Genomic DNA, 24,413 nt, shown 5'->3' with positions numbered 1-24,413 from the left:
GTAACGCGTAACGGAGGGTCAGAGGGGGTTGTGTGGCTGGGCAGAAGACGGGGCCTCGTCGGCTCTGTGAGACATGTTCGCGGCGCCTGCCGACGTCGGCGACGGTCCGGGCGCGGTTCTGCTCGGCGACGTGCCGGGTGCGCGCGCACCGGGCCGCCGCAGGGCCCAGTCCGGTGGCGGGGACGTTCGCGTACAGCTGGTGCCGTCACTGCGGCGGCGGTTTCGAGTGGGTGCGAGCGCGGGCCGGCGACGCCGCACAGCGGTTGTACTGTTCGTCGGCCTGCAAGCAGGGGGCATACCGGGAGCGGCAGCGGGTCACCCGCGAGCAGCGCGAGCGCGAGGAGCGGTTCCGCCGCGAGGAGTGGGAGCGGGCCCAGCGGCAGCGGGACCGCGAGCGCCGGGAGCGGCAGGAACGCGAGCGCGAGCAACGTCGGCAGCGGGAGCGTGCGTCGTCCGGTGGCGGTGGTGGCCGGTACCGCAGCAGCGGGCGCCGCGACGGGATGACGTCCTCCGAGGCCCGGCGGGTGGTTTTCGAGATGGCGGGCCTGGTGGACGACGGCACGGTCACACTCAAGAAGGCCTACCGGGCCGCGGCCCGCCGCCATCATCCGGACGCCGGCGGGGACAGCGAGGCCTTCAAGTATTTGGAAGAGGCGGCGTCCGTGCTCCGCAGGCGGGGCCACCTCTAGGTGGTACCGCCGGGTCCCGGGCCGGTCATGCGGTGGCGGCCCGCTGGTCCTCGGGCTCGGGCCAGAGCGCCGCGGTGTCGACGACGTGGCCGACGCGGGCCATCACGTCGGCTGCGGCGGCGATGGCCGCAGCGTCGACGCGCAGGGCCTCCAGGTCCCAGGCCCGGCCGTGGTCGGCCTGGTGGTCGGCGTCGCGCGGGTAGGCGCGGCCGTGCGGGTCGGCTCCGGCGAGCGGCAGTTGGTCCGGGCCCGCACGGCGGCCGCGACGGCGTTTGTCCGGCAGGGGCAGGCTGCACCACCTGACTTCTCGGAGCCACCAGTGGAACCGGAACCGGTCCACGATCCCGGCCATCGCGCGCTCGGCGGGCCTGGTGGCGGTCCCCAGCTCCGCCGCCGCCTCGTACAGGCTCCTGCCCGTCCGCACCGCCACCGTACCCCGCCAGGACCCGTCTCCCGCCCCCCGCAGCGTTACCAGCCCCAGCCCCACCAACACCCGCACGTGCCTCCTGGACGTCCTGCGGGAGTACCCGGTGACCTGGTGAACCTCCTCAACCCGCACGCCCCCCACCAGTGCCTCCAAGGTTCTGCCCGCAGGGTGTCCAATGCCCTGCCAGATACCTGACTGCTGCTCGGAGATGACCCGGGCCAGGCCGCCGAGGGCCGCCAAGGCCCCGGGGGGGCTGGGGGGGGCGGCGTTCCTGGAGGAACTTCCGTCCGACCCGTGGTGACCTGGGGCTTCGTTGTAGACGGCGCACATGTGATGGGGGTCGTCGGTGCAGTCGTGGGCGTGGGCCAGGGTGACCCGGCGGCCCGTCTTGCCAGTGAGGGAGGCGTCCTGGGTGACCGTCAGCCAGCCGTCCGCGATGACGCGGCCGAGGGACAGGGCGGCGGTGGACTTGCTGCGGCCCATGAGGACGGCCATCCGGCGGACGTCGGCGGTGACGTCCGCGCTGCCGCTGCGGAGCATGAGGTAGGCCACCGCACGGAGCGCGTTGCGGTCCGCGGAGCCGCTGGGGCGGCTCCAGTGCTCGGGGTCGGCGGCCTCGACGCGGGCGAGCAGGTCGGCGGCCGCGCGGGCGCCGGGGGACAGGTCGGGGTCGGCGGGGTGGCCGTGGTCGGCGGGGCGGCGGGGCAGGCGGGCGGCGTCCTGGACGGCCAGCCACCACACGCGCTCGGCCCGGCGGTCCGCCTCGGCGGCCGTGAGCTTCTTGCGGCCGCCGGTGGAGGTGCTCGCGGTCCGCAGCCACTCCAGGGCCGGTGTGAGGTCGGGGTCGGCGGCGTGCTCGCGCATCTGGTGGTAGGACCAGCCGCTGAGGGCCATCGTGCGCACATGGGTGTGGACGGCCCGGCTGTGGGCGCCGGACTCGGCGGCGGGGCGCCGCTGAAGAGCCGTCACCGCGCGGGCGGACAGCGGCCGCCACGGCCGCCGCAGCCTGACCCGGCCGTCCTCGTCGGTCGTCAGGGGCCGCACGACCGGCCCGCGGTCCGTGACGGCGTGGGGCACGACGCGGCCGCCGGCCCGGACCCGCTCGGCGGTGCCGGGGCCGGCCGCCCGGGCGCGGGCGGCGCCGAGTAGGGCGGGGGCGCCCGCCATGGCCTCCAGGGTCGTCCGCAGGGCCTCCCACGCGGCCGGGGGGCTGCCGTCCCGCAGGACGGTCACGGCCTGGCCCACGGTGTGCTCGGTGAGCCGGGCATACCCGCCGTCGCGGTGCGCGGCACCCGGCGGCCGGACGGAGCCCGACCCCTCGTTGGTCAGGGGGACGATGTCGAGCGTCGGGAACAGGACTGCGGCGGCGTCGGCGATCCGCCGGACCTCGGACGGCAGCAGCCCGTCCGGGCACGCGGCCCACAGGTGGATACCGCCGCCCGGGCCGGACCGTACCGGCACCGACCGGATGCCGTGGGCCGCCAGAAGCTTCGTCAACTCCGTGGCGTCACTTTCCACCTGGGCGACGCCGCCCCGCTTGACGTCCAAGTCCAGGACGACGAAGAGGAAGCGGTAACCGCCGCCCCAGCGACGGCGCTTGGCCGTCAGGTACATCGTGACCGGCCGGGCCGTCGTGGCCTCGGCCAACGGCAGCTTCACCGGGTAGTGGTTGACCCACTGCCCGGGCCGGCCGGCGGCCGCCCGCACCTGCCGACCGGGCGAAAGCGCCGTGAGGAACGCCGACAGAACCGTCTGGGCGTGGGCGCTCTCTGGGTCCTGGTGCTCCGGCCCGCCGTCCCCCGACAGGGACACAAGTCCGGTGAAATCGGTACTTTTTGATGCGCTGACGGCGTCATATTGTCGACTCGGAGACACACCCGTTTGGGGCATGCCGGTGCCGTCGGCGCGGCCTCTTGCTACTATGGCAACGCCTCTCGGTGCTATGAGGGCGCACAACGGCCCCGCCTCCGGCCTAGGAAACCGGTACAGCGGCGCTGACGTGCACTTTTGTGTGAACCGGGAGTCTCAGCGATCAGGTGTGGTGACCTTTAAAGGCGATGCTGGGACCCCGGTGGCTTCGGTGAATCGATCCGGTTAGGAAGTCCGGAAGGAGTTCACGAAGCCGGTTTAGTCAACTGGCCTCCTTTAGTACGCCGCTTCGGCGTATCTGCTTCTGACGGGCGTGCAGCTCGGCAAGAGCCTGGCGTACGACTTCGGCGCCGGATACTCCCATCCAGGTGACCAAGTCTTGGTACTGGACTCGAAGAGGGTCGCCGGGCTTCAACACCACCGCCGCACGCACGTCCTTGTCCGGTGGGAAGACGGTGGACTTCCCGCGCTGCTGGACTCCTCGTGGTGCTGGCACAGGGCGATCTTACTCCCCTCCTGAGGTAGTGACACACTATTTCGGCGCAACAACTCGGTTTTCTTTCGCCGCAGAGTGCATGCGTACCGATTCAGGCGATTCGTCATACTGGTGCAGGGGGCCGGAAGTTCGGCGCTTCGCTGCGGTGGCCCTGGCCAGTGCCTTACTCCCCATCAGGGGTGGCTGCGGTGAAGGCGCTCGGGGGCGGTGTCCTGGGTGGTCATGCTGCCCTCCGGAGCGGCCATTCCCCGGGCGGGATGGGGGCGAGTCCCCGGGCCTGGCGGTCGGCCTCGTGCTGTCCGCAAGGGGTGCAGATGGCGACGGTGCGGGCGCGGGTCATGCGGGAGCGGGCGGGGTGGTCGCCGAGGGGATGCCCGCAGCGCGGGCACGGGTCGGTGGGGGTGGTCATGAGGTGCCCTCGTCTCGGGGGTGGTTGCGGGCGGCCTTGATGATGCGGGCCCAGGTGTACGGGGCGGTGTCCGCGCCGGCGCCCTCGTGCAGGATGCGGGCGAGGGCGGCGGTGGTGGCGTCGGGGTGGTCGGCCAGGGCCTGGCGAGCGCGGTTGAGCCGGGGGTCCCCCTGGTAGGGGTGAGCGTTCTCGTCACGGGTGCCGGTCCGGCGGCCGCGCCGGGGCTGGCCGTCGGCGGGTCGGTGGCGTTTGATCCAGCGGGCGTATTCCGTCGCGCGCCAGTACAGCCGCGGTCCGGGGTGCGGGACGGCGCGCGGGTGTCCGTTGGTCTCCCGCGCGTGCCACAGCCGGTCGAATGTGCTGGTGCTGATGCCGTGCGTGTTGCAGAGCTGGGCGCGGTCGGCAAGGCCGTCGCGTTCGGGGTGGAGGCGTCGGCGGTCCCAGCGGTCCCATTCCTTGGCGTCCCAGTAGAGGGTCTGGCCGATGCGGTGGGCGTTGGGGTGGCCATTCCAATTGCGGTCGTTCCACCAGCGTTCGAGGGTGCTGGTGGCGTAGCCGTACCGGGCGTGGATGTCCTGGCGGGAGAGGACGGACCTCCCGTTGATGCTGATCATGGCGTGGTCGTCTCGGGGGTGTCGGGGGCCCAGGTGCGGACGCCGTCGGCGGTGTGGCGGGTGATGGTGGCGACGTCGTCCAGGGCGACGACGGCGGCCCAGTCCTGGTACCGGGGGTGGGTGTCGAGGTGGTTGAGCTCCAGGGCGGCAGGGTCCTCGCCGTGCCAGTCCACGAGGTGGTAGGTGAGGGCGGGATCGGCGCCGGCCGCGTTGCCGGGGCGGAGGGTGAGGAGGTCGCCGGGGCGGGGCTCGGGGCCGTCCGCGAGGGGCTCAAGCTCGGGTAGCATGGGCATTGCCTTTTCGTGAGTGAAGGGGCGTCGCGGTCGACGGGCAGCTGCAAACTCCCCCGTCGGCCGCTCCTTTTTCCCGGGTCCTGGTGCGTGGTCGCACTGGGGCCACGGGGTGTTTCCGTGGGGGCTGCACTCCCCTGCGGTGTCCTCATCGTGTCATATCTGGGGGCTCTGCGGGGAGCGGTCGGCGACGGCGGCCGGCGCGAACGGACCGCTTCCGGCCGGGCCTTGGCCCGGCTTGGCGTCCACGGCCCGCACGTGCAGGGCACGGCGCCCGTCGGGGACCGGATCGGCCGCCTGCGGCCGGGCCGGTCCCCGACGGTGAACGCGCCGTGCATGGGGCAGCCGCCGCGCAGCGGTGTCCGCTAGCGCGGCCGCCGGCGTCGCCCTGGGGTGAACAGCCGGCGCCGGGTGGAGGGTCAGGGGCGGCGGGAACGCCGCCCCTGGCGCCTTCTACGGGGTCATGCGGCGTACGGGGGGAGGTAGGTGCCGTGGTCGTCGCACTCGGCGCATCCGCCGCCCTGGCAGGCGGCACAGGGTTCCAGCGTGCCGTTGAGGTATCGGACGTAGTGCGCGACGGCGGCGGCAGTCTCGCGCGTGGCCCGTCCGAAGTCGTGGTCGGCGGACACGTACAGGTCGTGCCATGTGCTGGTGTCCTCGGGGTCGCGGTAGAGGCGGACCCACCATGAGGTGTGGTCGGCCGGGCGGTGGTGGATGCGGCCCTCGTCGTCGCTGACCCAGACCTGGGCGCCGTCGTCCAGGGGGATGACCAAGGAGTGGTAGGGGTATCCGGTGCAGCGGCCTTCGGGGTCGATGCCGTGCTGTGCGAGTGCCGCGATCATGTGGGCGGCCACGGTGTCGGTCGTCTGCGACATGGGGGTTCTCCTGGGCGAGTGAAGGGGGCCCGGCCGCCCGCTGGTTGGGGCGGCCGGGTGCTGGCCGGGGGCTGCACTCCCCGGACGGCGGTGGGGTTGGAGCGCTAGGGGGTCGGCGGGGTCTTGGCGGTCTCGGCCAGGGCGGCGAGCACGGCGGCGGTCTCGTCCTCGAAGGTGTGGTCCTCGTCGATGTATCCGCCGGAGTAGTGGACGGACGCGACGTCATCCGGGTCGGTGTCCCAGCCCTGGGGGTGGTAGTCCAGGATCCATCCGGTCCACTCCTCGGGGTCGGCCCACGGGCAGTGCCCGAGATGGATGTCCGGGCCAGTGATCCAGACCTCAGCGCCCCCGGGGAGTTGGACGACCAGCGACTCATCTCCGTGTGACCATCCCTCGTAGCGGACGACGTAGCCGTGTGCTTCCAGCTGCTTGCGCAAGCGGTATCCGGCGTCGTCGCACACGGGGGTGGTGTGGTGCTGGAGCAGGGCGCGGAGTTGGCGGACGTGGTGGCTCACCTGGTCTCCGTCGGCGAACGCCTCGACGTGGGTCCGCATGGTGCCGAGGGTGGCGAGCGGGAGATCACCGAGGGTCTCCCCGAGGATGGTGAGTTCGGACCGGAACATGGCGTGCGCGGTCCGGCCGGGCACGATGGGGCCGAGGGTCCAGTGCCAGACGACGACCATCTCGGTGGTGTACCCGTCCAGGACGACGGCGCGGCCTGCGGGAATCGTGGGGAAGCGCGGGTGGGGCTCGGTGTGGACGAGGGTTCCGGCGCGGAGGTCTTCCAGCGCGGGGGCGGGGCGGGTGGTCATGGTGGTCTCCCTGGTGTGAGTGAAGGGGGCCCGGCCGCCGCGTCGGCGGCCGGGGGGCTGTCCGGGGGCTGCAACTCCCCGATCAGCGGTGGTCAGTTGGTGGCGGCCTTCCAGCGGCACCGGGTGAGGCGGGTCCGCTGGATGCCGTGGCGCTGGCTGTGCTGCATCACGGTCCCGGTGAGCTGGACCCTCTGGCCGGGGCGCGGGAGGTCCCGCGCGGTGGCCATCCACACGTACGTGTTGTGGTTGTCGTCGGTGAGGCGGACGAGGGTGCGGGACTGGAGGTGGTAGCCGTATTGGCGGTCGGTGAGGGGGGTGTGGCTGTCGCAGGTGAGGGTGAGGGTGAGGCGCTCGCCGATGCGGCCTTGGTGGCGGGAGTGCTGGCGGGCCCACTCGATGGCGTCGGCGACGGCCCGGCGGTGTTGGTCGCGCTCGTAGGCGTCCACGGCGGATACCAGGATGTTGAAGTGGCGTCCGAGCGGGACGTATTCGCTGCTGGTGATGCGGGCCAGTGCTGCGCGGTACTGGTCGGTGTCGGGGACGTCGTCCAGGGCGCGCGCCCACGCTTGTACGGCCTGGGCGGTGGCCAGGGTCTCGGGCGCCTGGATGGCCTGCAAGATCAGGTGACGGTCCGGGATGTTGATGCCGTGCATGAAGTGCCGCACTTCGAACGCGGTCGGCTCCGGGGTCTCCCACTGGCGGCTCGTGGGCTGGTAGCGGCCTCGGACTGACAGGACGGCGGCGGTGGTCCTCAGGACGGAGAGGACCGGGACGCGCGTGCTGGTGCTGATCACTGGTGGTCTCCTGGTGTGAGTGAAGGGGGGCGGCCGCCGCCGGGTGCGGCGGCCGAGGGGCCGGGGGCTGCACTCCCCGGCCCGGGGATGGGGCTAGAGGTCGGCGCGGTCGCGGAGCCAGAGCGCGAGCAGGGTCGCGACCATGGCGTCCGTGACGGCGGGGACGCGGCGGACGTCAAGGGTTCCGGCGCGGGCGCCGTTGCGGAGGATCGGGAACGGCCTGCCGACGGCAGGGACGATGAGGGCGTACAGGCCGTGGTCGGTCTGGATGCGGACGGCGACGGCGCGGACGGCGATGTCGTAGCCGACGGCGCGTCGGCGGGCGCTGATGCCGAGGTCTCCGAGGTGGCGGCTGATGGCGCGGGCCTGGATGGTGTCGGCCTGGTGCTGGGGGCTGAGGCTCGTGGTGGGCATGCACCCGCACACGGTCTCCTCGGTGCCCGTCTCGTCCTCGGCGGTCGTGGGGGCCGTGCTGATCGGCTTGGTGAGGTACTGCACGGTGGGTGTCCTCGTCTGTGGGTGCCGGGGCCCGGCGCGGGGCCGGACCCCGGCGGCGTGGTCTAGCGGCGGGTGCGGGCGGCTCCGGCCGCCGGGGCGTAGACGAGGGCGTCACGACCGGTGCCGCACTGGCGGTCGATGAACTGGGCCGCGTCCTCGGGGCGGGCCAGGGTGACGGTCTGGCCGAGGGCGGTGGTGACGGACCACGAGCCGTCGGGGCGGTGCTCGGCGCGGTCCAGGGCGCCGGAGAGGACGAGGGCGAACAGGTCGATGGCGGCTGCCTCGGCGGGCAGGGCGGCGCGGGTGCGCGGGTTCATGACTGCTCCTGGTGAGTGAAGGGTGGCCGCGTCGGCGGCCGGGACCGGAGGGCTGCACTCCCCCGGGGTGGCCGGTCGGTCCGGGCGGCGGCTTGACCGCCGCCCGGACGGGCCGTCAGTTCTCGTCGGCCTCGGCGTTGTCGGCGCTGAGGGGCTCGGCGGTCAGGGTCTTCGTCTGCTGGCCGGGCTCGTACGGCTCGTCGGCCATGACGGCGGCCTCGATCGGGGTGGGCTGGTAGCCGAGGGCGGTGAGCTGGGTGAGCCAGTGCCGGGCCTGCGTGCGGAGTTCGCGCCACTGGACGGTGTCGGTCCTCCACGCGCCGCGCTGCATGCGGGTCTCGTAGGCGGCGGCGACCGTCGCGAGCATCCACCCGAGGTGGCGGCTGGGGGACTTGGAGGCGGCCTTGACGATGGCCAGTCGGCCCATGCCCGGGGTCTGGCCGGTGAGTTCGGCCAGGATCTCGTCCGTGGGCTGGCCGTTGAGGCGCTCGGCGAACACGTAGGCCCCGCCGACCACGGTCTCCATGATGAGCGTTTCGAGCTGCTGGCGGAGTCCCTTGGGCCACGTGCGGCGGCCGATGAGGCTGACGAGGAACTCGCGACGGGGCGCGGTGCTCGCGTCCCACTCCAGGTTGCCGAGCTTGACGGCCCGGCGCGCGGCGCGTGCCTGCTCCTTCTCCTCGTTGACGGCGTCCTGGTCCTGGTGCCCGTACAGGACGGCGTTGCGGCAGTAGGCGACGTACTCGCCGTCCTCCAGGGTCCAGACCTCGCCCCGGCAGGTGCGGTGGGCCTGGGTGCTGATGTCGAGATCGGCCACGCGGGCGGCCTTCTTGGGGTCCAGCTCCTCGCGGTCGCGGATCGCGGCTCCGGCGGCCTCCAGCTCCGTCCGGCGCTTGGCTGCCTTCTCCCGCTGGGCGAGCGCGATGCGCTCCTGCTCGATCACGTATGTGGGCGAGCTGTAGTCGCTGGACCCGATGGCCTTGATCACGCGCTCGGCGGCCTCGGGGTCGCGCTGTTCCAGCTCGGCGATAGCGGCGTAGTGCTCCAGGGTCACGGGCCGTTCGGTCCGCTTCGCGCCGACCTTGGCGACCTTCCGGGCTGCCTCGCTACCCCCGGCCGCGATCATCTGCCGGGCCACCTTCTGCGTGCGCCCGGCGGCGCGGGCGATACGGGGAAGCTCCGCCCCGGCCTCGGCCGCGCTGAACAGCGCCACTGCCTCCTCGTGGTCAGTGAGCTGCTCGCGGTGGCGCGAGGTGGTGACCATGTCCAAGAATTGCTCGGACTCACTCCTGACGGCCCATCGGATCGGGACGTGGGTGAGGCGCTCGGCGACGGCGACGGCAAGTCGGCGATGTCCGTCGATCACCCGCACGCGGCCCTGATCGTCGTGGGTGACGATCAGCTCCACCAAGATCCCCTCGGAACGGATGGACTCGCGGTATTCCCGGGTGATCCGCAGGTCCTGACGGACGTTGCGGGGGTGGGCGGTGAGGTGCTCAACCCGCATCAGGGGGCGGTCGGTAACGGGGACCTGGTCGAGTCCGGCGGCGACGGCGGCCGCGAGGCGGCGCAGACCATCCAGGACGACGGCGCTGGCGCCGCGCCGCTGGACGTACAGGGGGTCGATGATGCCGCTGGTCGCGATCGATGCGGTGAGGTCGGCATCGGCCTCCGGCAGGAGGTTGCCGGGGTGGGCGGTGAGGTCGGCGACGGCGAGCGTCGGCCACGCGACGGCCTGAGTGGTGCTCATGGTGCTCTGCTCCTGTGAGTGAAGGGTGCCACCCCCGGTCGGGGGCGGGGTGTTGGCGGGGGCTGCACTCCCCGACCAACACATCAATTGTCTCATGAGGGGGGTGCGGATTCAACCCCATTCACCTGCGCATTCGCAAGCCAGGGAGGGGTTTTGAGGGGGTGTCGGGGGGCTCGTCGCCTGGCGGGCTGGTGTCCCACGGGCGGTGCGCGCTCTGTACATGAGGCGGGGCCAGGGCGGGGGTTCCGCTCGGCCGTGGGCGCAGCCCTGCCGCGCGCCGGGGGTGGGTGCAAGGGCTCGCCGTAGGCGACCGCGCGGAGCGCGGCTTGGCCCTTGCGCCCACCCCCGGGGTGTGGCTGCCTCTGGCACGGCCGGGCGGGACCCCCGCCCTGAGATACCGCCGACACCCCCACGGCGGTGCGGTCGGCCACGGTGGCACGGTGGGCCGCCGCTCCGCCGTAGCCAGTCATCCGCGCGCGCAACGGCGATGCGGGCGGTCGGCGGAGCACCCGCCATGTAAACCGCCCGGCGCTGCCGCCCTGCCGGATCCCCGGCAGCGCCGGCGGCCGCCGTCCGGCCGGGCCGTCCCCCGCGGGCGGCGCGCTCGTTGGGCCGGTCATGCGACGAATGCGACGAGGGATGACCGTGGTTGCGGCGGTGGCCGCGTTATTGGCCGGGGCGTGCGCGGAGGCCGGCGCCGATGCCGACATCCGGGAGGGGGCGGTGGGGTTGACCGTGCGGGGCCGCGGTCTGCATGTGTCCCGGGTGGCGGCGTCCGTCGACGGCCACCCTGCCGACACCCGCGGCCGCCTGGTCGCGGTCGGCCCCGACGGGTACGAGCGCACGGTGCGGGGGTGGACGTACGGGCGTCCGGTCTCCGCCGGCATGACGCGCCTCACGGTCATCGTGTGGCGGATCAACCGGACCTTTGAGCCAGGGACGCGGTTATGCGCGGAGTTCTCGGCGGCGGCGGGACGGGCGTGCGCGGTCATCCATCGGGCCCGCTAGTAGCTCGTCACCCCGGTCTGACCGCCTTCGGGGTTCGCGTCAACGGGCTGCCGGGAGGCGGGGATTACCGTAGCGTCGAGCGGGAGGAAGGCGTAGAGGGGCGGACGGATGTCAGAGCAGACCTGCGGCCACTGCGGCGGGGACGGCGTGACAGAGAAGGAGCAGCACACCGTGGAGCTTGACGAGAAGGGCAACCAGGTGGCTGTTGTCCACCGCTACACCTCGCAGTGTGGTCACTGTGGTGGAACGCGGAAGGTGTCGGGATGAGCGAGGAGGGGGAGGGCATGCGGCCGGTGTTCACCTGCCACGTCTGCGGCTGTCTCTACATGCCGCCGCGGACGATGCGGTACACCGGTCTCGGCTACGAGGCGTCGCCGCTCCACTGCTCCGCTCCCTCCTGCAAGGACGGTGCGGAGCAGATCCCAGGGAAGCTACGGGCCGCGCTGGAGGCGACCGCCTGGCGGTGGGCCGAGCGGTGGATGGACCGGGAGCCGTCTGCTCTGCCGCAGCGGGCCCGGCATCGCGCCGCGCGCCACACCCGGCCGGCGGGGGCGCGCTCCAAGCTCCGGTGAACTAGCGCTTCACTGCGGCTTGGAGGCACGACGTATCGATCATCTAGGAGAGGTCGCGAATCATGATGTCGAACAGAGGAGAGTCATCAAAGGGCTTCGACTGTCCCACATGGGTGTACCGCCACCGTTCGTAGAGGGCTCGAACCCGGGGGTGGGCGGCGTCGACGGCGAGGGTGGCGCGCTCTTCCTGGCGGTGGCGGAGCAGCTCGTCGTGGATCTGCGCTGCGGCGCCGGTCCCGCGCCGGTCTCTGGTGACCATGAGCTCGGACAGGGCGAACGTCCTCCGGCCGGTCTCCCGGGTGAAGTCACCGGCCAAGAGTGGGTGCACGTCGCTCCACCAGGGGCTTCCCGTGGCCAACGGGGCTCCGTACGCGTAGCCAACTGGGGTGGTGTCGTCGTAGCCGACGACGCATGCCCACCCGGGGCGGGTGGACCAGAGATCGACGAATTCGACGAAGCGCTCCCGTGTGTCGAAGGGGCTCATACTGCCGGCGTACGCGTCGTCGTGGATGTCCAGGAGCAGCGTGCGGATGTCCGCGGCGGTGTGGGTGTCGTGGTGGCGGAAGGTCAGAGGCACGGTGCTCCTACCGGTAGGTGTGGGCGTAGGACCGGGCGGCGGTGCCGTTGGCGGTGGCGGCGAGCTCAGTGCGGAAATCGGTGATCATGATGCGGAAGCGGGCGGAGCCGGGGGCGTTGCCGCCGAGTTGCTCGGCGGTGTGGGCGGTGGCAATGGCCCGTTCGTCGTCGCCCTGGCGCAGCTGGGCAAAGGCGAGCTCGGTGTAGTAGAGCGCCCTGTTACGTCGGAGGGCCTCCGGCAGGTAGGCGAGGGCACGGTAGGCGTGGTACTCCGCTTCTGCGGGGCGTCCCAAGGTCAGTGCCGCGACGGCCGTTAGGCCCTCGATCTCGCCTTTCCCGTAGAAGCTGATCCATTCCGGTCGTGGCGTCTCGGGGTCTACTCGATCGAAGCTGGTGCGGGCTCGTTCGAAGCTGCGCATGGCCGCGGTGTGTTCGCCAAGGGCGGCGTGGGCGAACCCCTTTCGGGCGTGGGCCAGGGAGACGTACAGCGCGTCGCCGCGTGCCGCCTTCTGCATCGACTCGGCTGCGGCGAGGGCGTCGGTTCGGCGGCCGGACTGACCGCTGAGCATGCTGTGGAAGTTCCAGATCCGGAACTCGGCGATCTTGTCTTGAGCGAGGCCGGCGAGCTTTCCGGCCGTGTTGAGGTGGTCGGCTGCCTCGTCGGGGCGACGTCCATCGATGCATATCCACGCTGCGGTGGCGGTTGCGTCGGCTGCCACGGAGTAGAGCATCGACCGGACCCGGGATGCGGCTGTGCCACTGTTGACCAGTTCGAGGGCGCGGTCTGCATAGCGGAGTGCGAGGGTTTCCAGCTTGGAGACGCCGCCAATGGCCTTGTCGTCGTGGTCGAGGCGGCTCACGGCCTGCCGAAGTCGTTCGGCGTCGCTGGCACCGATGGTGCGGCGCATGGCTGCCGCGGGCGTGGTGGTGATGGCGATGGCGACGCCCGTCGTGGCGAGGAATTTGCGGCGGTCTTGCACTGGGTCCTCCTCTCCCCGGTCCTGATGGGCACGTGCCCGGGACGGCGGAGGACTGAACCCCAGTTCGGTGACGGGACATCCGAGCACGGCTTCGAGGGCCATGCGCAGGGGCTCATGGGGCCAGCGGGTTTTGCCGCTGAGGAGGTTCCGGATATGCCGGTCGGAGACGGTGCCGCGCTTGCCGGTGATCAGGCGCAGTGCCTCGTTGAGGGCCTCGGCTAGCTCGTGTTGCTTGAGGGCGCGGTCGTCCTCGGCGAGTCGGGCCCGGAGCCTCAGGTTCTCAGCCACCAACTCACCGTATCGACAAGGTGTTCCAGGTCACAGGCGGCGGATTACGGGATGGCAAAAGTTTCCGGTTGGTCGTGCGCGGATAGTGGCCGCTTTTTCCTGCACACGCCCGGCGAGACCTCGTTCACTGAGTGGTCCACCGCGGGACGAGCGTGCTGTTCGTCTGCGCAGCCCTGCCCTGCGGTGGTCCGACCGGTCCCTGTCGCCTACACGGAGACCCTGCGATGACGACGACGCCCACGACCAACCCGCCGACCATGCCGCCGACTCCGACGAGAGCGCCGGTGTTCGTCAGCCACGTCGAGCCGCTCAAGAGGGATGTGCAGTACGACCACCGCGCCGCTCAGGCGGCGCTGCCGGTCAAGATCCACTACCGTGACGGTACGAGCGCCGAAACCCTCCTGGTGCTTACGCCGGATCAGATGACGCTTCTCGCGATCCAGTTGGAGCGGGCCATCAAGGCGCGATCCCGGGCCCGGCAGGTGGAACTGTGACGCCCTCGGCCCGCCGGTTACGCCCGGAGGAGCGGGTGTGGTCCCCGGTGATCGATCAGCACGCGACGTGGATCGCGGTCAACCCGGTGCAGGGCTGCACGAAGGGGTGCGCGTACTGCTTCCTGAACGAGCGGGGGCAGACACGGGTGCGCCCGCGGCAGGTGGCCACGCCGGCCGAGGCAGTGGAGCAGTTGCTCGCCTCGGAGGTGTACGCGCCGGACCGCGCGGTCGCGCTCTACACCTGGACCGACGTCATGGCGCTGTCCTCGTCCCGGGAGCACCTGCACCGCCTTCTTGGGGAGTGGCAGCGCGCCCGGGTCCCGAACCCGCTGGTCCTGATCACCAAGTGCAGGGTGCCGGACGAGACGATCGCCCGGCTGACGGCGGCGCGGGCGGCCGGCGTCCCGCTGGTCGTCTTCCTCAGCTACTCCGGGCTGGGCAAGGACATCGAGCAGGGCATCCGGCATCAGGACAGTGCGCGCAACTTCCCTGCCTTGTCCGCAGCGGGCATTCCACTCGTGCACTACTGGCGACCCGTCCTGCCGACCGCCGCCACGCCCGAGGTGATGACCGGTGTCCTCGACCTGGCGGCCCGGTACGCCCGCTGCTCGATGGTGGCGGGCCTCAAAGTCGAACGGGCTGCCCTCGGGCGCCTGGCAGGCGTGTGGCCGGAGCTGGCTCTCGCCCCTCAGGCGACCGAGGCGGAGGGCGTGTACCCCCGGCCGTTTTGGGAGTTCGTGCACAGCACCCGCCGAAAGCACCCCGGATACCCGGTCTTCCACGCGACCGCCTGCGCGCTCGCCTATGTCCTCCGGCAGCCCGACCGTTTCGGGATCTACGGCAGCGAGATGTGCCGGCAGCGCACCGTGTGCCCGGCTGTTCAACGGGACCGGTGTGCTGCGGCGGCCCCTCCCCTGCCGACGGACGAGGCCGTTACGGCGGCCCTGCGGCTCCGCGGCTTGTCCGGTGTGGGGCATCGCCTCGACGTGGACGGGCGGGAGCTCGTGCTCGACGCCGCCGTCCCGGCCCGCGTGGTCGGCGCGCTGACGCAGGATCTCCGCGTCCGGGTGCGCGTCGACGGACAGGGCGACGATCGCTATTGGAGCAGCGGCACCGCCGGCGCGGCGCCGCTGATCGTGGGGTGACGCTGATGGACGCCGAGCAACTGGCCGAGGTGGTCGCCACGGTACGGCGGCTGCGCGAAGGTTTCGCCGTCACGGCTGACCGGGCGTGGGACGCGGTGATCGCGGCGGCGGAGCTCCAGGTGCAGACCGGGCACCTGGCGGTGTGTGCACTCCGCCAGGCCGGGCACCTTGTGGCAGGCCTGGCGGACTCCGGCCGTCCCCTCCGGCTGGGCGACGAGCTCGCGGACGTGGTACTCGCGGCCGTCAGCGTGACCGTGCTCGTCGGCACCGTCCCCGAGCTGACGGCCGCCCCTGGTGCCGCGCCGTCCTCGGTGCCGGAAGCCGCGTTGCGCATCACCGCGTGCGCGGGAGCGCTCACCGAGGCCGGGATGGTCGCGGCGGGCTACCGGCACCGGCCCGCCGGCGCCCTGCCGTCCGTCGCGCGGGCGGCCGGGGCGGTGCTGGCCGCCTGCGAGGACCTGGCCGCCCTGGTCCGCCTCGACCTGATGACAGAGTTCCGGGCCATGGACGCCGACGCCACGGCCTTCCTCGAAGGGTGGCGGGCCTCATGAGCGGGCGGACGGAATCGGGCGTGTTGGAGCGCGACGGCGCGAGCGTGACCAAGCGACCCTCATGGCGGGGGCCGTACGCCCGGATCGGATCAGCCATGACGGCCGCCGGCGCCGAGGGGCTGCACGCTCATCTCCAGATCCTCTCCGCGGCCGGGGTGCGGCTGCCGGACGGCCTGGTCGTCCTCGACGACGAGAAGGGCCTCGGCGTGCGTCATCAGTGGGTGGCCGGCCCCACGCTGCCGGAGCTGGTCCTGTGGCGCCCGCGCCGCTTCGCCGCAGCGGTCGCCGAACTCGCCGCCTGGGTAAGCGCATTGGCACCCACTGATGCACGGATCGACACCAACCTGACGAACGTGTGTGTCCTCGGCGACGGCCCGGTCCTCGTGGACGTGCTGCCGCCGTTGATCCCCTCCCTCCGCCCCACCCCGGTCACCCTCCACGATCAGCTCTTCGACGCCCTGTGCTTCCACGTGCCCAGCACCCTGTACGCGCTGGTGGCCTACAGCGCGCTGCGGCTGCGCGGCTGCGGTGATCGGCAGGCCCAACACCGTCTCCTTGAAGTCGCCGAGGAACATTGCGGCCTCCCTGCGCGCCCGGCTGCGCGCGAGGGCGGGCCCTTCCCCTGTTTCTGGTTCCGCGCACGGGCCCTTGCCGCAGTGGACATGCTCAGCGGCGCCGCCATGGACACCACCGCCCGCGCGTTCCTCGCCTACACCTCCACCACGCGGTTCGCGGAGCTCGCCGAGGACGACCGCGCCCAGCGCATCCCCCATGCCCGCCGCACCGCGGAGACCTGGGGGTGGCTGTGACCACCCTCCCGGTGTCCTCGTCCCTACTGTCCGTCGGCGACTTGACCGTCCGTGTGACCGCTCCCGCCCGCCTCGCCGAGGCGCTCGATCGCTATCTCGCCGACTTCCTCCCGCTGGGCACCAGCCCCGTGCACGGGGCGGTACATCTGCGGATCGACACCGGTACGGCCGAGGCGGCCGAGGGCTGGCACCCGGCGGGAGACGTCGAGCCGGTCGCGGGCGTGCGCTACCGCGTATACCGCGGCCCTGACGGTGAGCGGCGGTTCGTCCTGGCCGCCGACGCGTTGGAGCAGCGCGCCCCCTACACGGTGACCGCAGCCGGCTCCTCCGTGATCCTCCGCCTCCCGCCCGAGGACGAGGACGACGCGCCGCGCCTGGCGCTGCGCATCCTGCGGGAGGTGGCGCTGCGCTGGCACGAGAACGCCGGTGGGGTCCTCCTCCACGCCGCCGGCGTCGAGCTCGGCGCGGGGGGCGTGGTGCTGTGCGGCCCTGCGGGCAGCGGCAAGACCACCACCATGACCGCGCTGCTGCACCGGCCCGGTGCCCGGCTGCTGGCGGGTGACCGCCTGGTCGTCACCGCCGACGGCCGCTTCCTCGGCGTCCCCACTCCAGTTGCGGTGGCCGGCGGCACGGTGACCGCCTACCCCCGGATCCGGCCCGCCTTGGAGCATGCGCGCCCTCTGACCGCCGGTCTGCCGTGCGAGTTCGGCACCCGGGCCAAGGCAGAGGTGCCGCCCTCCCCCTACGCTGCGGCCTTCGGCGCCGCCCTCGGCACGGCCTTCCCGGCAAAGCGGAGTGTGATCGTCCTGCCCCGCTTCACCGACTCCGACCAGCCGGCCCGTCTGCGGCACCTCGGCAGCGAAGCCGCGGCCGACGCGCTCACGGCCAACTGCTTCACCCCGTATGACGAGTTCTGGCGCCGGCCCTGGGTCTGGCCGCTCACCCTCCCAGACACCGACCTGGCCGACCATGCCCGTCGCACCTGCCGGGCCCTGGCCGAGAGCGTGCCGTGCCTACAGCTGTCCTACGGCATCCGCTCCTCCGCCGCCGACCTTCAACACGCCCTTGACACCCTCATCCCCAGCGGAGACCGTGATGCCCACTGCTGACGGCTGGCCCGCCATCGTCACCGCCGCCGGAGCCGCCACCCGCTTCCGCCCCCTCAGCTACGCCATCCCGAAGGAGCTCCTCCCGCTCGGCGAGCGCCCCGCCGTCGAGCACGTCGTCGACGAGTGCTTACGGGCCGGCGCGAGCACGGTCACCGTGGTGACCCGCCCCGGCGACATGGTCCTCCCCTCCTACCTCGCCCGCCGCACGGCCGCCGGCGACCCCGTCCGCACCGTCGAAGAGGACCTCTCCCACGGCTACGGCAACGCCGCGCCGATCCTCACCCTGCAACACGAGCTCCGCCAGGCGGAAGCGTTCATGGTGGCCTTCGGCGACGACGTCGTCCTTGGCGGCAACGACCTGGCCGTCATGGCCCGCACCATGCACACCGGCGCCGAGGCCGTCATCGCGGGCACCCTCGTCGACCGCCCCGAAGCACGGCACTTCGGCATCATCGACACCCACCCCGCCGACCCGAACCGCCTCGCCGGCCTACGCCAACGGCCCCACCCCGACACGGTCACCGAACCGCTCGCCGTCGTCTCCCGCCTCATCCTGCGGCCCACGATCTTCGACCACATCGACACCACCGGGACCACGGGCGAGACCGATCTCGGCACCGCCGTCGACCACCTCGCCCAGGAACACGACGTCGCCGTCCACCGCCTCGGCGGCGAGTGGGTCACCGTCGGCGACCCCACCCGCTACGCCCACGCCCTCAACCGCTACTGGCGCCACACCACGGCGCCAGCCCACCACTGATGCAAAGGAGCACCCCGCCCGTGAAGTTGGACATCTACGACGACCGGTACCGGCCGATCGGCGTCGAGGAGAAGGAAGTCGTCCACCGGAACGGCCTATGGCACCGCACGTTCTCCGCGCTCGCGGTCGACCCGGCCCGCCGCGTCGTCTGGCTCCAGAAGAAGAGCGCCGGACGCTACGACTTCGACCGCCCCGACCACGCGGACGTCACCGTCGGCGGCCACTACCACGCTGGCGAGAGCCTCCGCGACGGCATCCGCGAAGTCCGCGAAGAGCTCGGGCTTGAGGTCGACTACGCCGATCTGCACCCCCTGGGCATCCGCCAGACCGCCGTCACCCTCAGCCCCACCTACGTCGAGAACGAATTCCAGCACTGGCACCTGATCCCCATCGATCTCCCCTTGACCGACGTACCGTTCGGCGACACCGAAGTCTCCGGACTCGTCGAGCTCGGGATCGACGACGCTCTCAACCTGGCCGAGGGAACCCACGAACAAGCCCCCGCCCTCTACGCGATCCGTACCGCTGACGGCGTCCGGTACGACGAGGGCACCCTCGCCCGCGATGAGCTGGTCCCCTCCTACCTGAAAACCGACCTGCTGTTCCCCCGCCTCTTCATCGCCGCCGAGAGGTACAGCACCGGCACCCGCCGACGCCTGTTCTGGTAGGGCTCTTGCACAGCACGCCGAAGAGCTGACCGGCGTCCGGCCGCCCGACGCACCATCACCAGAACTACCGCCGCTGGCATGACGGCTCTGGGGTCCTGACCGCTCGGCGGTCAGGACCTCCCAATTACTGAGGTCTACACATGAAGACGACACTGATTCAGTGCCCCCAGTGCGCAGAGCTGGTAGCGAAGGGCCGGGCGCCAGAGCACCGCCGCAACGGCGGGTCAGTCGCTCTGTACACCCTGATCGACCACCACATCGACGACCACAACACCACAGCCGAACCCTTGCCGAACTGCCCTAAGTGTCAGTTTTGGGTTCGGCCCTACGGGATACGGCAAGACCTCGTGGAGGGGCGGAGTGTCCATCACTTTGTGCAGCACGCCTTGGGCATCGTCTGGGACGGACCGGGCTACCCCCTCCGGTTCCAGGACATGCCCGCCCGCCGGGACTACATGGGGCCGCCCGGTCGACGATGACAGCACTGTGCCGGTTGCCTCCAGCACGGCCAGTGGTTCCCGCGCAGATTGTGGGGGACTGTGCGGCTAACGGCCTCCGCTTACGAAGGCGGCCGCACGGGCTGTCGGCAGTGTGCGGCTCCAGGGGACGCGCTGGCTCCGCCCGGCCCACGTCCTGTGCGGGACATGGGCCGGGCGGTCTCGTTGCTGGCTACGCGGCAGCGAGCTCCCGCAGCTCTGTGCGGGTCTGTGCGCCATCGGCGCCGGCGTCGAACAGGGCCGCCGTGGTACTGGTGCGGGTGGTGTCGTCTGTCCCGCCCTCTGTGTGGTTCTGCGCGGTGGCCTGTGCGGGAAGTGCGTCGGCAGTGAACCGTGCGAGCTCCTTCCGGAAATCACGGATCCAGTGGCGCGCGGTGCTCGTGTCGCGGCGGCCGGCCATCGCCAGTTCCTCGTCCGTGGGCTCGCGACCCTCGGTGCGTGCGAGCCGGTAGTAGAGATCCCAACCGCTCCTCTTGGCCTCGGATCGCCACTGCGGGGGCTGCTGGGGATCCGGGTTCGTGAGCACGTCCAGGACCTCGTCCTGGGCTTGCTGCAGAGCGAGCAGGGCGATCCGTCGGGCTTCGTCGGCAGCACGGGCCTCCCTCCGAGCCTCCTCGGCGGCCTCGGCTGCCTTCACGGCCTCCTCGGCGGCACGGTCCCGCTCGGCCTGAACCCGCTCGGCAGCGGCCGCGGCCCGGCGCTGCCGGTCCTGGTCCACCTCGATCTCCTGCCGGAGCCGCTCGGCCTCGTCGGTGAGCCGACTCACCTTGTCCTGTGCCGCACGGACGGCGTCGACCGCGTCCGCCTGCTCCTGCTGGGCCTGGCGGGCCTTGCTCTGGGCGTCCTGGGCCTCGGCCCGCCGGCGCCTCACCTCCTCGGCAGCATCCGCCAGTTCCTCCCGCATCCGCTCAACGTCGCCTTCCGCGGCCGCTACCTCGTCCGCGCTCGCGGTCGCACTCTGCCGCACACACTCCGCACGGTCCTCCAACTCGGCTACCTCGGCCCGCAGAGCGTCCCGCACACGCTCCGCAGCGTCCCGCGCAGAATCGGCCTCGTCGGCGGCCCGGCCCGTCTCCACAGCGGCCTCCTCCGCGGCTTCCCGCACACGCTCGGCCTCGGCGAGGATCTGACCCGCGCGCTCCCGCACAGCCGCCGCCTCAGCGTCAGCCTCATCCCGCACACGCTCGGCCTCGGCGAGAACCTGGCCCGCGCGCTCCCGCACAGCCGCCGCCTCGGCGCGCGCCTCCTCCTGCGCGAGCCGCACAGCCTCCCGCACAGCAGCAGCGTCCTCCTCGGCCTGCTGCCGCACACGCTCCGCAGCCTCCCGCACAGCGGCGGCCTCCTGCCGTACCTCCTCCGGCGTCCCCGCCTCCTGCCACGGGGACGTGATCGCCATCGCACGAAGCTCGGCCGGGCTTTGCAGGAGGGCGAGTTGACGCCGGTACTCGTCGCGTCGACGTGGGTCTGTCGCGCAACCGGCCTCGATCAGTGCCCGCGCCTGCCGCGCGTCCAGCCGGACGCGCTTCTTCGGCCGGCTCTTCTCGGTCAGGCTCTGGTACCGGACTGCAAGATCAAGCGCGCGCGAAAGAGCGCGGTCCTGAGCGATTTCCTGGGCGGTCCGGCTTCGGGTGGTGAGTCCCAGCCGGGCCATCAGGCGCTCGCGGAGATCCCGGATGACCTGGGCCATCGCCGATTGACTCTCGGCGCCCTCTCGGTGTCGAAGTTCAAGGCCGAGGGCGGCGTGCGAGGAGATCGCGCTACCGAAAGAGCCGACGATGATGCGGACGATGGTGCCGGCGGTAAGCCCGCCGCCTTCGTGCCATGCGGGTACGGCGGACAGCACCGCGAGGATCCAGACAGCCGACCCGTACCAACCCGTGGTGCGTTCGGCAGCCAACTTCTCCCGGGCCCCGAGGACGCACATCGCGATCAAGCACTCAAACGCCGCACAGCTCAGCATGCGCTCGACGTCGCCGGTCATGTCGAGGCCGTCGCTCGTGAACCGGTACGAGGTATTCAACGAGACCGAGGTGCAGACCACGAAAGCGGCCATGGCCGAGAGCGTGCCCGCGGAGAGCTTGCGGCGACTCCGGGCAGGGGCCGACACGGGCCTGACCGAGGCTCTGCGACTGACGGCGTAGGGCAAGGCGATGGCAGCAACGAGCAGCAAGGCCGAAGCGGCGATGAGGTGCCACAGCGGCACTGGGTGGAGGACAAAGTTCATCGACTGCCCTCCTGACGCAACAGGTTCCGGCCGTCATCGGGGCCAGGCGTCATGGTGCGGCCGTCGGAGGCCGTACTGTTGAGCATGGGAGTTCTCTCCTGAGTAGTAGGCAGCCCCGGACAATGCTTGGCAGGCGGTCCGGGGCTGTCGCTTGCGGCCCGTCAGTTGGCCTTAATCTTCGGCGGTTTGGGCTTCAACGGGGGGAGGAACGCATCCAACGTGGCCTCCACAAAGGCAGACCGGTTTGGGAACCTTGCGGCTTCCCAAATTTTGTCCACGCGGGCGATCTCGCCGTAGGTAGGGCGCCACGACAGTTGATCGACCTTGCGACGTTCTTTGGTAACCCTGCGGCCGGGAGTCCGAATGGCGAAGAGCTGCCCTGAGTCCTCCTGAGAGGGATTCCTCTTTCGGGCAAGCTCTTCAAACGCGCCTGCGGAATGGTTGATCGCAGTCAACACAACGGCGGTGTTGGACAACGACACGCCGTTGTTCATCTTTTCCATTGTTTGGTACTGCTCGAAACGGGCGATGACTGTCACAGCGATGGTCGATGTAACCTGACGGAACCGGTTCTCAGCGTCGCCCGTGGAGTCATCCGGGCTCCCGACGGCGGCAGGGGAATCTACTGCCTGTCCGGCCCACGGCCGACTGTCCTCGGGGGGGGACGCCTCCTCCGAGGGCGGGGGCACATGGGGCGGCTGCGTGGTGGTTCGGCCTGACATCTGGTTGGCCAAGTCACCGAATGCGGCCGAAAGGTCGGTTGGCGGCAAGCCGCCGGCTTCTGCATTGGCCGATTGGCTCACTTTGCAATAACCCCCTTGTTCGCCTCAACAATTGCCTTGAGGATTTGATATGTCAGGGCCTCATAATCCATGGCCAGGGCCTTGATGGATTTGAGGACGGCTGGCGATAGGCTTGCGTCTGGTTGCGTGTCGCGAAGTTCGGCGGGGACCTTTCCGCGTGTTCTGCACGCGACGGCCGCCGCTTCAACGTGGCGAATGGCCTGGGAAAACACCGGAGCGGCTCCGCCCAAGTCCTTCTCCAGGTGCTCGCGAATCTGCTCTTCCACTTTGGAGGCACTCGCGTTCACACCGAAGAGCACTACACCGAGGAGGACCAAGACGGGGTTATACAGGCGCGCAAGCACGAACCGCGACGCAACCGCGCGCAGGCCCTTCCGCGACGACGGATCGGATTTGGCAGGAATCAGGGACATGTCCGCGGCAGCCAGCCCTGCGAGTTGGAGCGTCTCGTAGCCGGGTGCAATGTCCAGGATGATGAGGTCGTACTCGTCTCTCAGGGGCTCCAGCACAGACGCGTACACACCCATCCACGCGTTCTGAACAAGTAGCTCGGGCGCCTCACTGCACAAGCGTCGCTGCACGTAGAGCTCTTCAACGATCTGTTCCACCAGGGCGCCACCTGGCACCACGAACAGGTTTGGCCGGGCCTCCCCAGTCGGAATAAGCGACTTGCCGTGAAGGATGGCATCCACCTGGGCTTGCCCGTTGTCGTTCAAGGGCGTTCCGTGGAAGCCGAGGTCCTCAGCGTTGTTCCCCTGGGGATCCAACTCAATGAGTAGAACTTTCTTGCCGATAGCGGCGAAAGCTGCTGCTACCGCGGCGGCGAGACTGGACTTACCCACTCCCCCCTTGCCGTTGATGTCGGCGATGACCTTACGCACATAGTCGGCGGACTCCGCAGCTGCACACCTGCGCTTGAGCGCGGCGAGGGCGTGGGTGAGGTCTCTGGCCTTGAGAGTGAATGTCCGCAGACTCATTAGGACCACTTCCCTGGTGACATCGGCGCCCCTGCGCTACGCGCTAAAGAGGGTCGGTGGGGGTAACTAACGCCCCGTGAGCATACAGGTAGCGCCGACTTGATGCGCGGAGGGGCACGAGAATGACGCCCCAAGCCGGAGCAAGACGTCAACACGTCGCCAAGTACCTAGCGTAAGAGCTAGCACGCTAACCCTCACCAGCCATAGTGCATGACTAGTCTTTTACCTATGAATGCCGCTCTACATGCAGCTATGCGCGGTCGCGCCGGGTCTCGGCGCCGGCCGCCTGCGCCTGTAGTCCTGCCTGGCGCTGTTGGGCGGCGGCGTAAGCGCGGGCGCCGGGTCCGGGTATCTGGCTACGCATGCGGACGATCGCATCGGCGAGTTGGGCGGCGGTTCTGGGGTCTGTGATCTTGAGCCAGAGGGCGTGTGCGCGGTCGGCGGTGGCGTCGGCTTGGGGTTGGTTGCCGTGGTACAGCCATCGCTCGGCGACGTCGCGGTAGAGCGTGACGGCGGCGGGGAGGTCGCCGGCCTCGGCGCGGAGGTGGGCGCGGACCTCGCGGACTTCGAGGGTACTGGGGTGGCTGGGGCCGTGCTGGGCGGATATCGCCTCGTCCAGAGCGGCAGCGAGCGCGCTCGCCTTCTCCAGATCGCCGGCTTCGGCGTACGACCGGATAGCGGCGAAGTCCGCGACGGTGTGGCCCGGTTCGCGAACCGGGGGTGGCGTCTGCGGGGCTGCGGGGACGGGCGTCGACGCGGGCTCGGTGCCCGCAGGCACGGCGGCGGGGGCCGCCGGGGCGGGCTCCTCGCTGGTGGGGGGCGCCGTCTTCGTCGGTGCCGGGGTCATGCGGGGGCGCAGGGTACGGCGGGCGGGCTTGGCGGGGCCGGTGATGGCGCCGGTCTCGGTGACCGTCTCGTCGGGGCTGATGATGAGGTGCCAGGTGGTGCCGTCGGGGTCAGTGGCGGTGGCGCGGACCGGGCGGCCCATGGCTGCGGCGAGTTCGGCGACGGCGGCGATGGCGGCGGCTTGGTCGTCGTGGGGGTGGTGGGGGGCGGTGGGGCCGGTCATGGTGACGGTGCCGTCGTCGTGCTGGACGAGGTGGTAGTGCGGC

The 24,413-nt window shown here is 71.2% G+C and carries 25 protein-coding genes and 1 pseudogene; 10 read left to right on the top strand and 16 right to left on the bottom strand.

The window, feature by feature from the left end; translation table 11 throughout:
* Window positions 1-173 precede the first annotated feature (173 nt).
* On the top strand, window positions 174-689 hold the full coding sequence (locus tag I5Q34_RS34090) for a hypothetical protein (RefSeq protein ID WP_199896375.1): 516 nt from the start codon (window positions 174-176) through the stop codon (window positions 687-689).
* Between the two features lie 25 nt (window positions 690-714).
* Here I5Q34_RS34090 and I5Q34_RS34085 read toward each other — a convergent pair whose 3' ends face one another.
* The 10 genes from I5Q34_RS34085 to I5Q34_RS34040 all read right to left on the bottom strand — a co-directional run bounded on the left by I5Q34_RS34085 (window position 715) and on the right by I5Q34_RS34040 (window position 9,840).
* Window positions 715-2,928 (bottom strand): hypothetical protein, encoded by a 2,214-nt coding sequence (locus tag I5Q34_RS34085; RefSeq protein WP_199896374.1) that lies wholly within the window; start codon window positions 2,926-2,928, stop codon window positions 715-717.
* A gap of 773 nt (window positions 2,929-3,701) precedes the next feature.
* Entirely contained in the window at window positions 3,702-3,890 is a 189-nt protein-coding gene (locus I5Q34_RS34080) for a hypothetical protein (protein WP_199896373.1), read from the bottom strand.
* Window positions 3,887-4,504 (bottom strand): hypothetical protein, encoded by a 618-nt coding sequence (locus I5Q34_RS34075; RefSeq protein WP_199896372.1) that lies wholly within the window; start codon window positions 4,502-4,504, stop codon window positions 3,887-3,889. Before I5Q34_RS34075 ends, I5Q34_RS34080 begins: the two co-directional genes overlap by 4 nt.
* Window positions 4,501-4,791, bottom strand: coding sequence for a DUF6211 family protein (locus I5Q34_RS34070; RefSeq protein ID WP_199896371.1), 291 nt, complete (start codon window positions 4,789-4,791; stop codon window positions 4,501-4,503). The genes I5Q34_RS34075 and I5Q34_RS34070 overlap by 4 nt, the downstream gene beginning before the upstream one ends.
* Window positions 4,792-5,255: 464 nt before the next feature.
* Window positions 5,256-5,669: a hypothetical protein gene (locus I5Q34_RS34065; RefSeq protein WP_199896370.1), complete on the bottom strand. Its 414-nt coding sequence runs from the start codon at window positions 5,667-5,669 to the stop codon at window positions 5,256-5,258.
* 104 nt (window positions 5,670-5,773) lie between these two features.
* Window positions 5,774-6,481, bottom strand: coding sequence for a DUF6409 family protein (locus I5Q34_RS34060; protein WP_199896369.1), 708 nt, complete (start codon window positions 6,479-6,481; stop codon window positions 5,774-5,776).
* Window positions 6,482-6,573: 92 nt separating this feature from the next.
* On the bottom strand, window positions 6,574-7,275 hold the full coding sequence (locus tag I5Q34_RS34055; RefSeq protein ID WP_199896368.1) for a hypothetical protein: 702 nt from the start codon (window positions 7,273-7,275) through the stop codon (window positions 6,574-6,576).
* A 93-nt stretch (window positions 7,276-7,368) separates the two neighbouring features.
* Window positions 7,369-7,773, bottom strand: a complete 405-nt coding sequence (locus tag I5Q34_RS34050; RefSeq protein ID WP_199896367.1) for a hypothetical protein — start codon at window positions 7,771-7,773, stop codon at window positions 7,369-7,371.
* A 62-nt stretch (window positions 7,774-7,835) separates the two neighbouring features.
* Window positions 7,836-8,090 carry a hypothetical protein gene (locus I5Q34_RS34045; protein ID WP_199896366.1) on the bottom strand — a complete coding sequence of 85 codons (255 nt, stop codon included), beginning with the start codon at window positions 8,088-8,090 and terminating at the stop codon, window positions 7,836-7,838.
* 115 nt (window positions 8,091-8,205) lie between these two features.
* Window positions 8,206-9,840: a ParB N-terminal domain-containing protein gene (locus I5Q34_RS34040; protein WP_199896365.1), complete on the bottom strand. Its 1,635-nt coding sequence runs from the start codon at window positions 9,838-9,840 to the stop codon at window positions 8,206-8,208.
* A 639-nt stretch (window positions 9,841-10,479) separates the two neighbouring features.
* On the opposite strand from I5Q34_RS34040, the gene I5Q34_RS34035 reads away from it, so the two are divergent.
* Both I5Q34_RS34035 and I5Q34_RS34030 read left to right on the top strand, forming a co-directional pair.
* Window positions 10,480-10,848 carry a hypothetical protein gene (locus I5Q34_RS34035; RefSeq protein WP_199896364.1) on the top strand — a complete coding sequence of 123 codons (369 nt, stop codon included), beginning with the start codon at window positions 10,480-10,482 and terminating at the stop codon, window positions 10,846-10,848.
* 263 nt (window positions 10,849-11,111) lie between these two features.
* Window positions 11,112-11,420, top strand: coding sequence for a hypothetical protein (locus I5Q34_RS34030; protein ID WP_199896363.1), 309 nt, complete (start codon window positions 11,112-11,114; stop codon window positions 11,418-11,420).
* 43 nt (window positions 11,421-11,463) lie between these two features.
* On the opposite strand, the gene I5Q34_RS34025 is transcribed toward I5Q34_RS34030, so the two are convergent.
* Window positions 11,464-11,997: a GNAT family N-acetyltransferase gene (locus I5Q34_RS34025; RefSeq protein ID WP_277965801.1), complete on the bottom strand. Its 534-nt coding sequence runs from the start codon at window positions 11,995-11,997 to the stop codon at window positions 11,464-11,466.
* A gap of 7 nt (window positions 11,998-12,004) precedes the next feature.
* Window positions 12,005-13,264: a hypothetical protein gene (locus I5Q34_RS34020; protein ID WP_199896362.1), complete on the bottom strand. Its 1,260-nt coding sequence runs from the start codon at window positions 13,262-13,264 to the stop codon at window positions 12,005-12,007.
* A gap of 224 nt (window positions 13,265-13,488) precedes the next feature.
* Between I5Q34_RS34020 and I5Q34_RS34015 the strand changes: the two genes are divergently transcribed.
* Genes I5Q34_RS34015 through I5Q34_RS33985 form a run of 7 tightly spaced genes read left to right on the top strand, consistent with a single transcriptional unit; the run spans window position 13,489 to window position 18,800 of the window.
* Entirely contained in the window at window positions 13,489-13,758 is a 270-nt protein-coding gene (locus I5Q34_RS34015) for a hypothetical protein (protein ID WP_199896377.1), read from the top strand.
* The gene (locus tag I5Q34_RS34010) at window positions 13,755-14,903 is read left to right on the top strand and encodes a hypothetical protein (RefSeq protein WP_199896361.1); all 1,149 of its coding nucleotides are present in this window, start codon (window positions 13,755-13,757) and stop codon (window positions 14,901-14,903) included. The genes I5Q34_RS34015 and I5Q34_RS34010 overlap by 4 nt, the downstream gene beginning before the upstream one ends.
* Before the next feature lie 5 nt (window positions 14,904-14,908).
* Entirely contained in the window at window positions 14,909-15,454 is a 546-nt protein-coding gene (locus tag I5Q34_RS34005) for a hypothetical protein (RefSeq protein WP_199896360.1), read from the top strand.
* Window positions 15,451-16,263: a hypothetical protein gene (locus tag I5Q34_RS34000; RefSeq protein ID WP_199896359.1), complete on the top strand. Its 813-nt coding sequence runs from the start codon at window positions 15,451-15,453 to the stop codon at window positions 16,261-16,263. The genes I5Q34_RS34005 and I5Q34_RS34000 overlap by 4 nt, the downstream gene beginning before the upstream one ends.
* Entirely contained in the window at window positions 16,254-17,372 is a 1,119-nt protein-coding gene (locus I5Q34_RS33995; protein WP_199896358.1) for a hypothetical protein, read from the top strand. Before I5Q34_RS34000 ends, I5Q34_RS33995 begins: the two co-directional genes overlap by 10 nt.
* A complete protein-coding gene (locus I5Q34_RS33990; RefSeq protein WP_199896357.1) occupies window positions 17,359-18,132 on the top strand; it encodes a sugar phosphate nucleotidyltransferase in 774 nt (257 codons plus the stop codon). Before I5Q34_RS33995 ends, I5Q34_RS33990 begins: the two co-directional genes overlap by 14 nt.
* A 20-nt stretch (window positions 18,133-18,152) precedes the next feature.
* Complete coding sequence (locus tag I5Q34_RS33985; RefSeq protein ID WP_199896356.1) at window positions 18,153-18,800, top strand: NUDIX domain-containing protein; 648 nt, start codon at window positions 18,153-18,155, stop codon at window positions 18,798-18,800.
* Between the two features lie 669 nt (window positions 18,801-19,469).
* Here the strand turns inward: I5Q34_RS33985 and I5Q34_RS33980 are convergent.
* The 4 genes and pseudogenes from I5Q34_RS33980 to I5Q34_RS33965 all read right to left on the bottom strand — a co-directional run.
* Complete coding sequence (locus I5Q34_RS33980; protein ID WP_199896355.1) at window positions 19,470-21,521, bottom strand: hypothetical protein; 2,052 nt, start codon at window positions 21,519-21,521, stop codon at window positions 19,470-19,472.
* 161 nt (window positions 21,522-21,682) lie between these two features.
* On the bottom strand, window positions 21,683-22,060 hold the full coding sequence (locus tag I5Q34_RS33975; protein ID WP_199896354.1) for a hypothetical protein: 378 nt from the start codon (window positions 22,058-22,060) through the stop codon (window positions 21,683-21,685).
* 260 nt (window positions 22,061-22,320) lie between these two features.
* Entirely contained in the window at window positions 22,321-23,301 is a 981-nt protein-coding gene (locus I5Q34_RS33970) for a ParA family protein (protein WP_199896353.1), read from the bottom strand.
* A gap of 250 nt (window positions 23,302-23,551) precedes the next feature.
* Window positions 23,552-24,413 (bottom strand): annotated as a pseudogene (locus I5Q34_RS33965) (hypothetical protein); the annotation flags it as partial.

Source organism: Streptomyces sp. AV19, assembly GCF_015999245.1.
Classification (GTDB): Bacteria; Actinomycetota; Actinomycetes; order Streptomycetales; family Streptomycetaceae; genus Streptomyces.
Note: the sequence above shows the minus strand (reverse complement) of the source record. Positions and strands in the feature narration are given on the sequence as shown.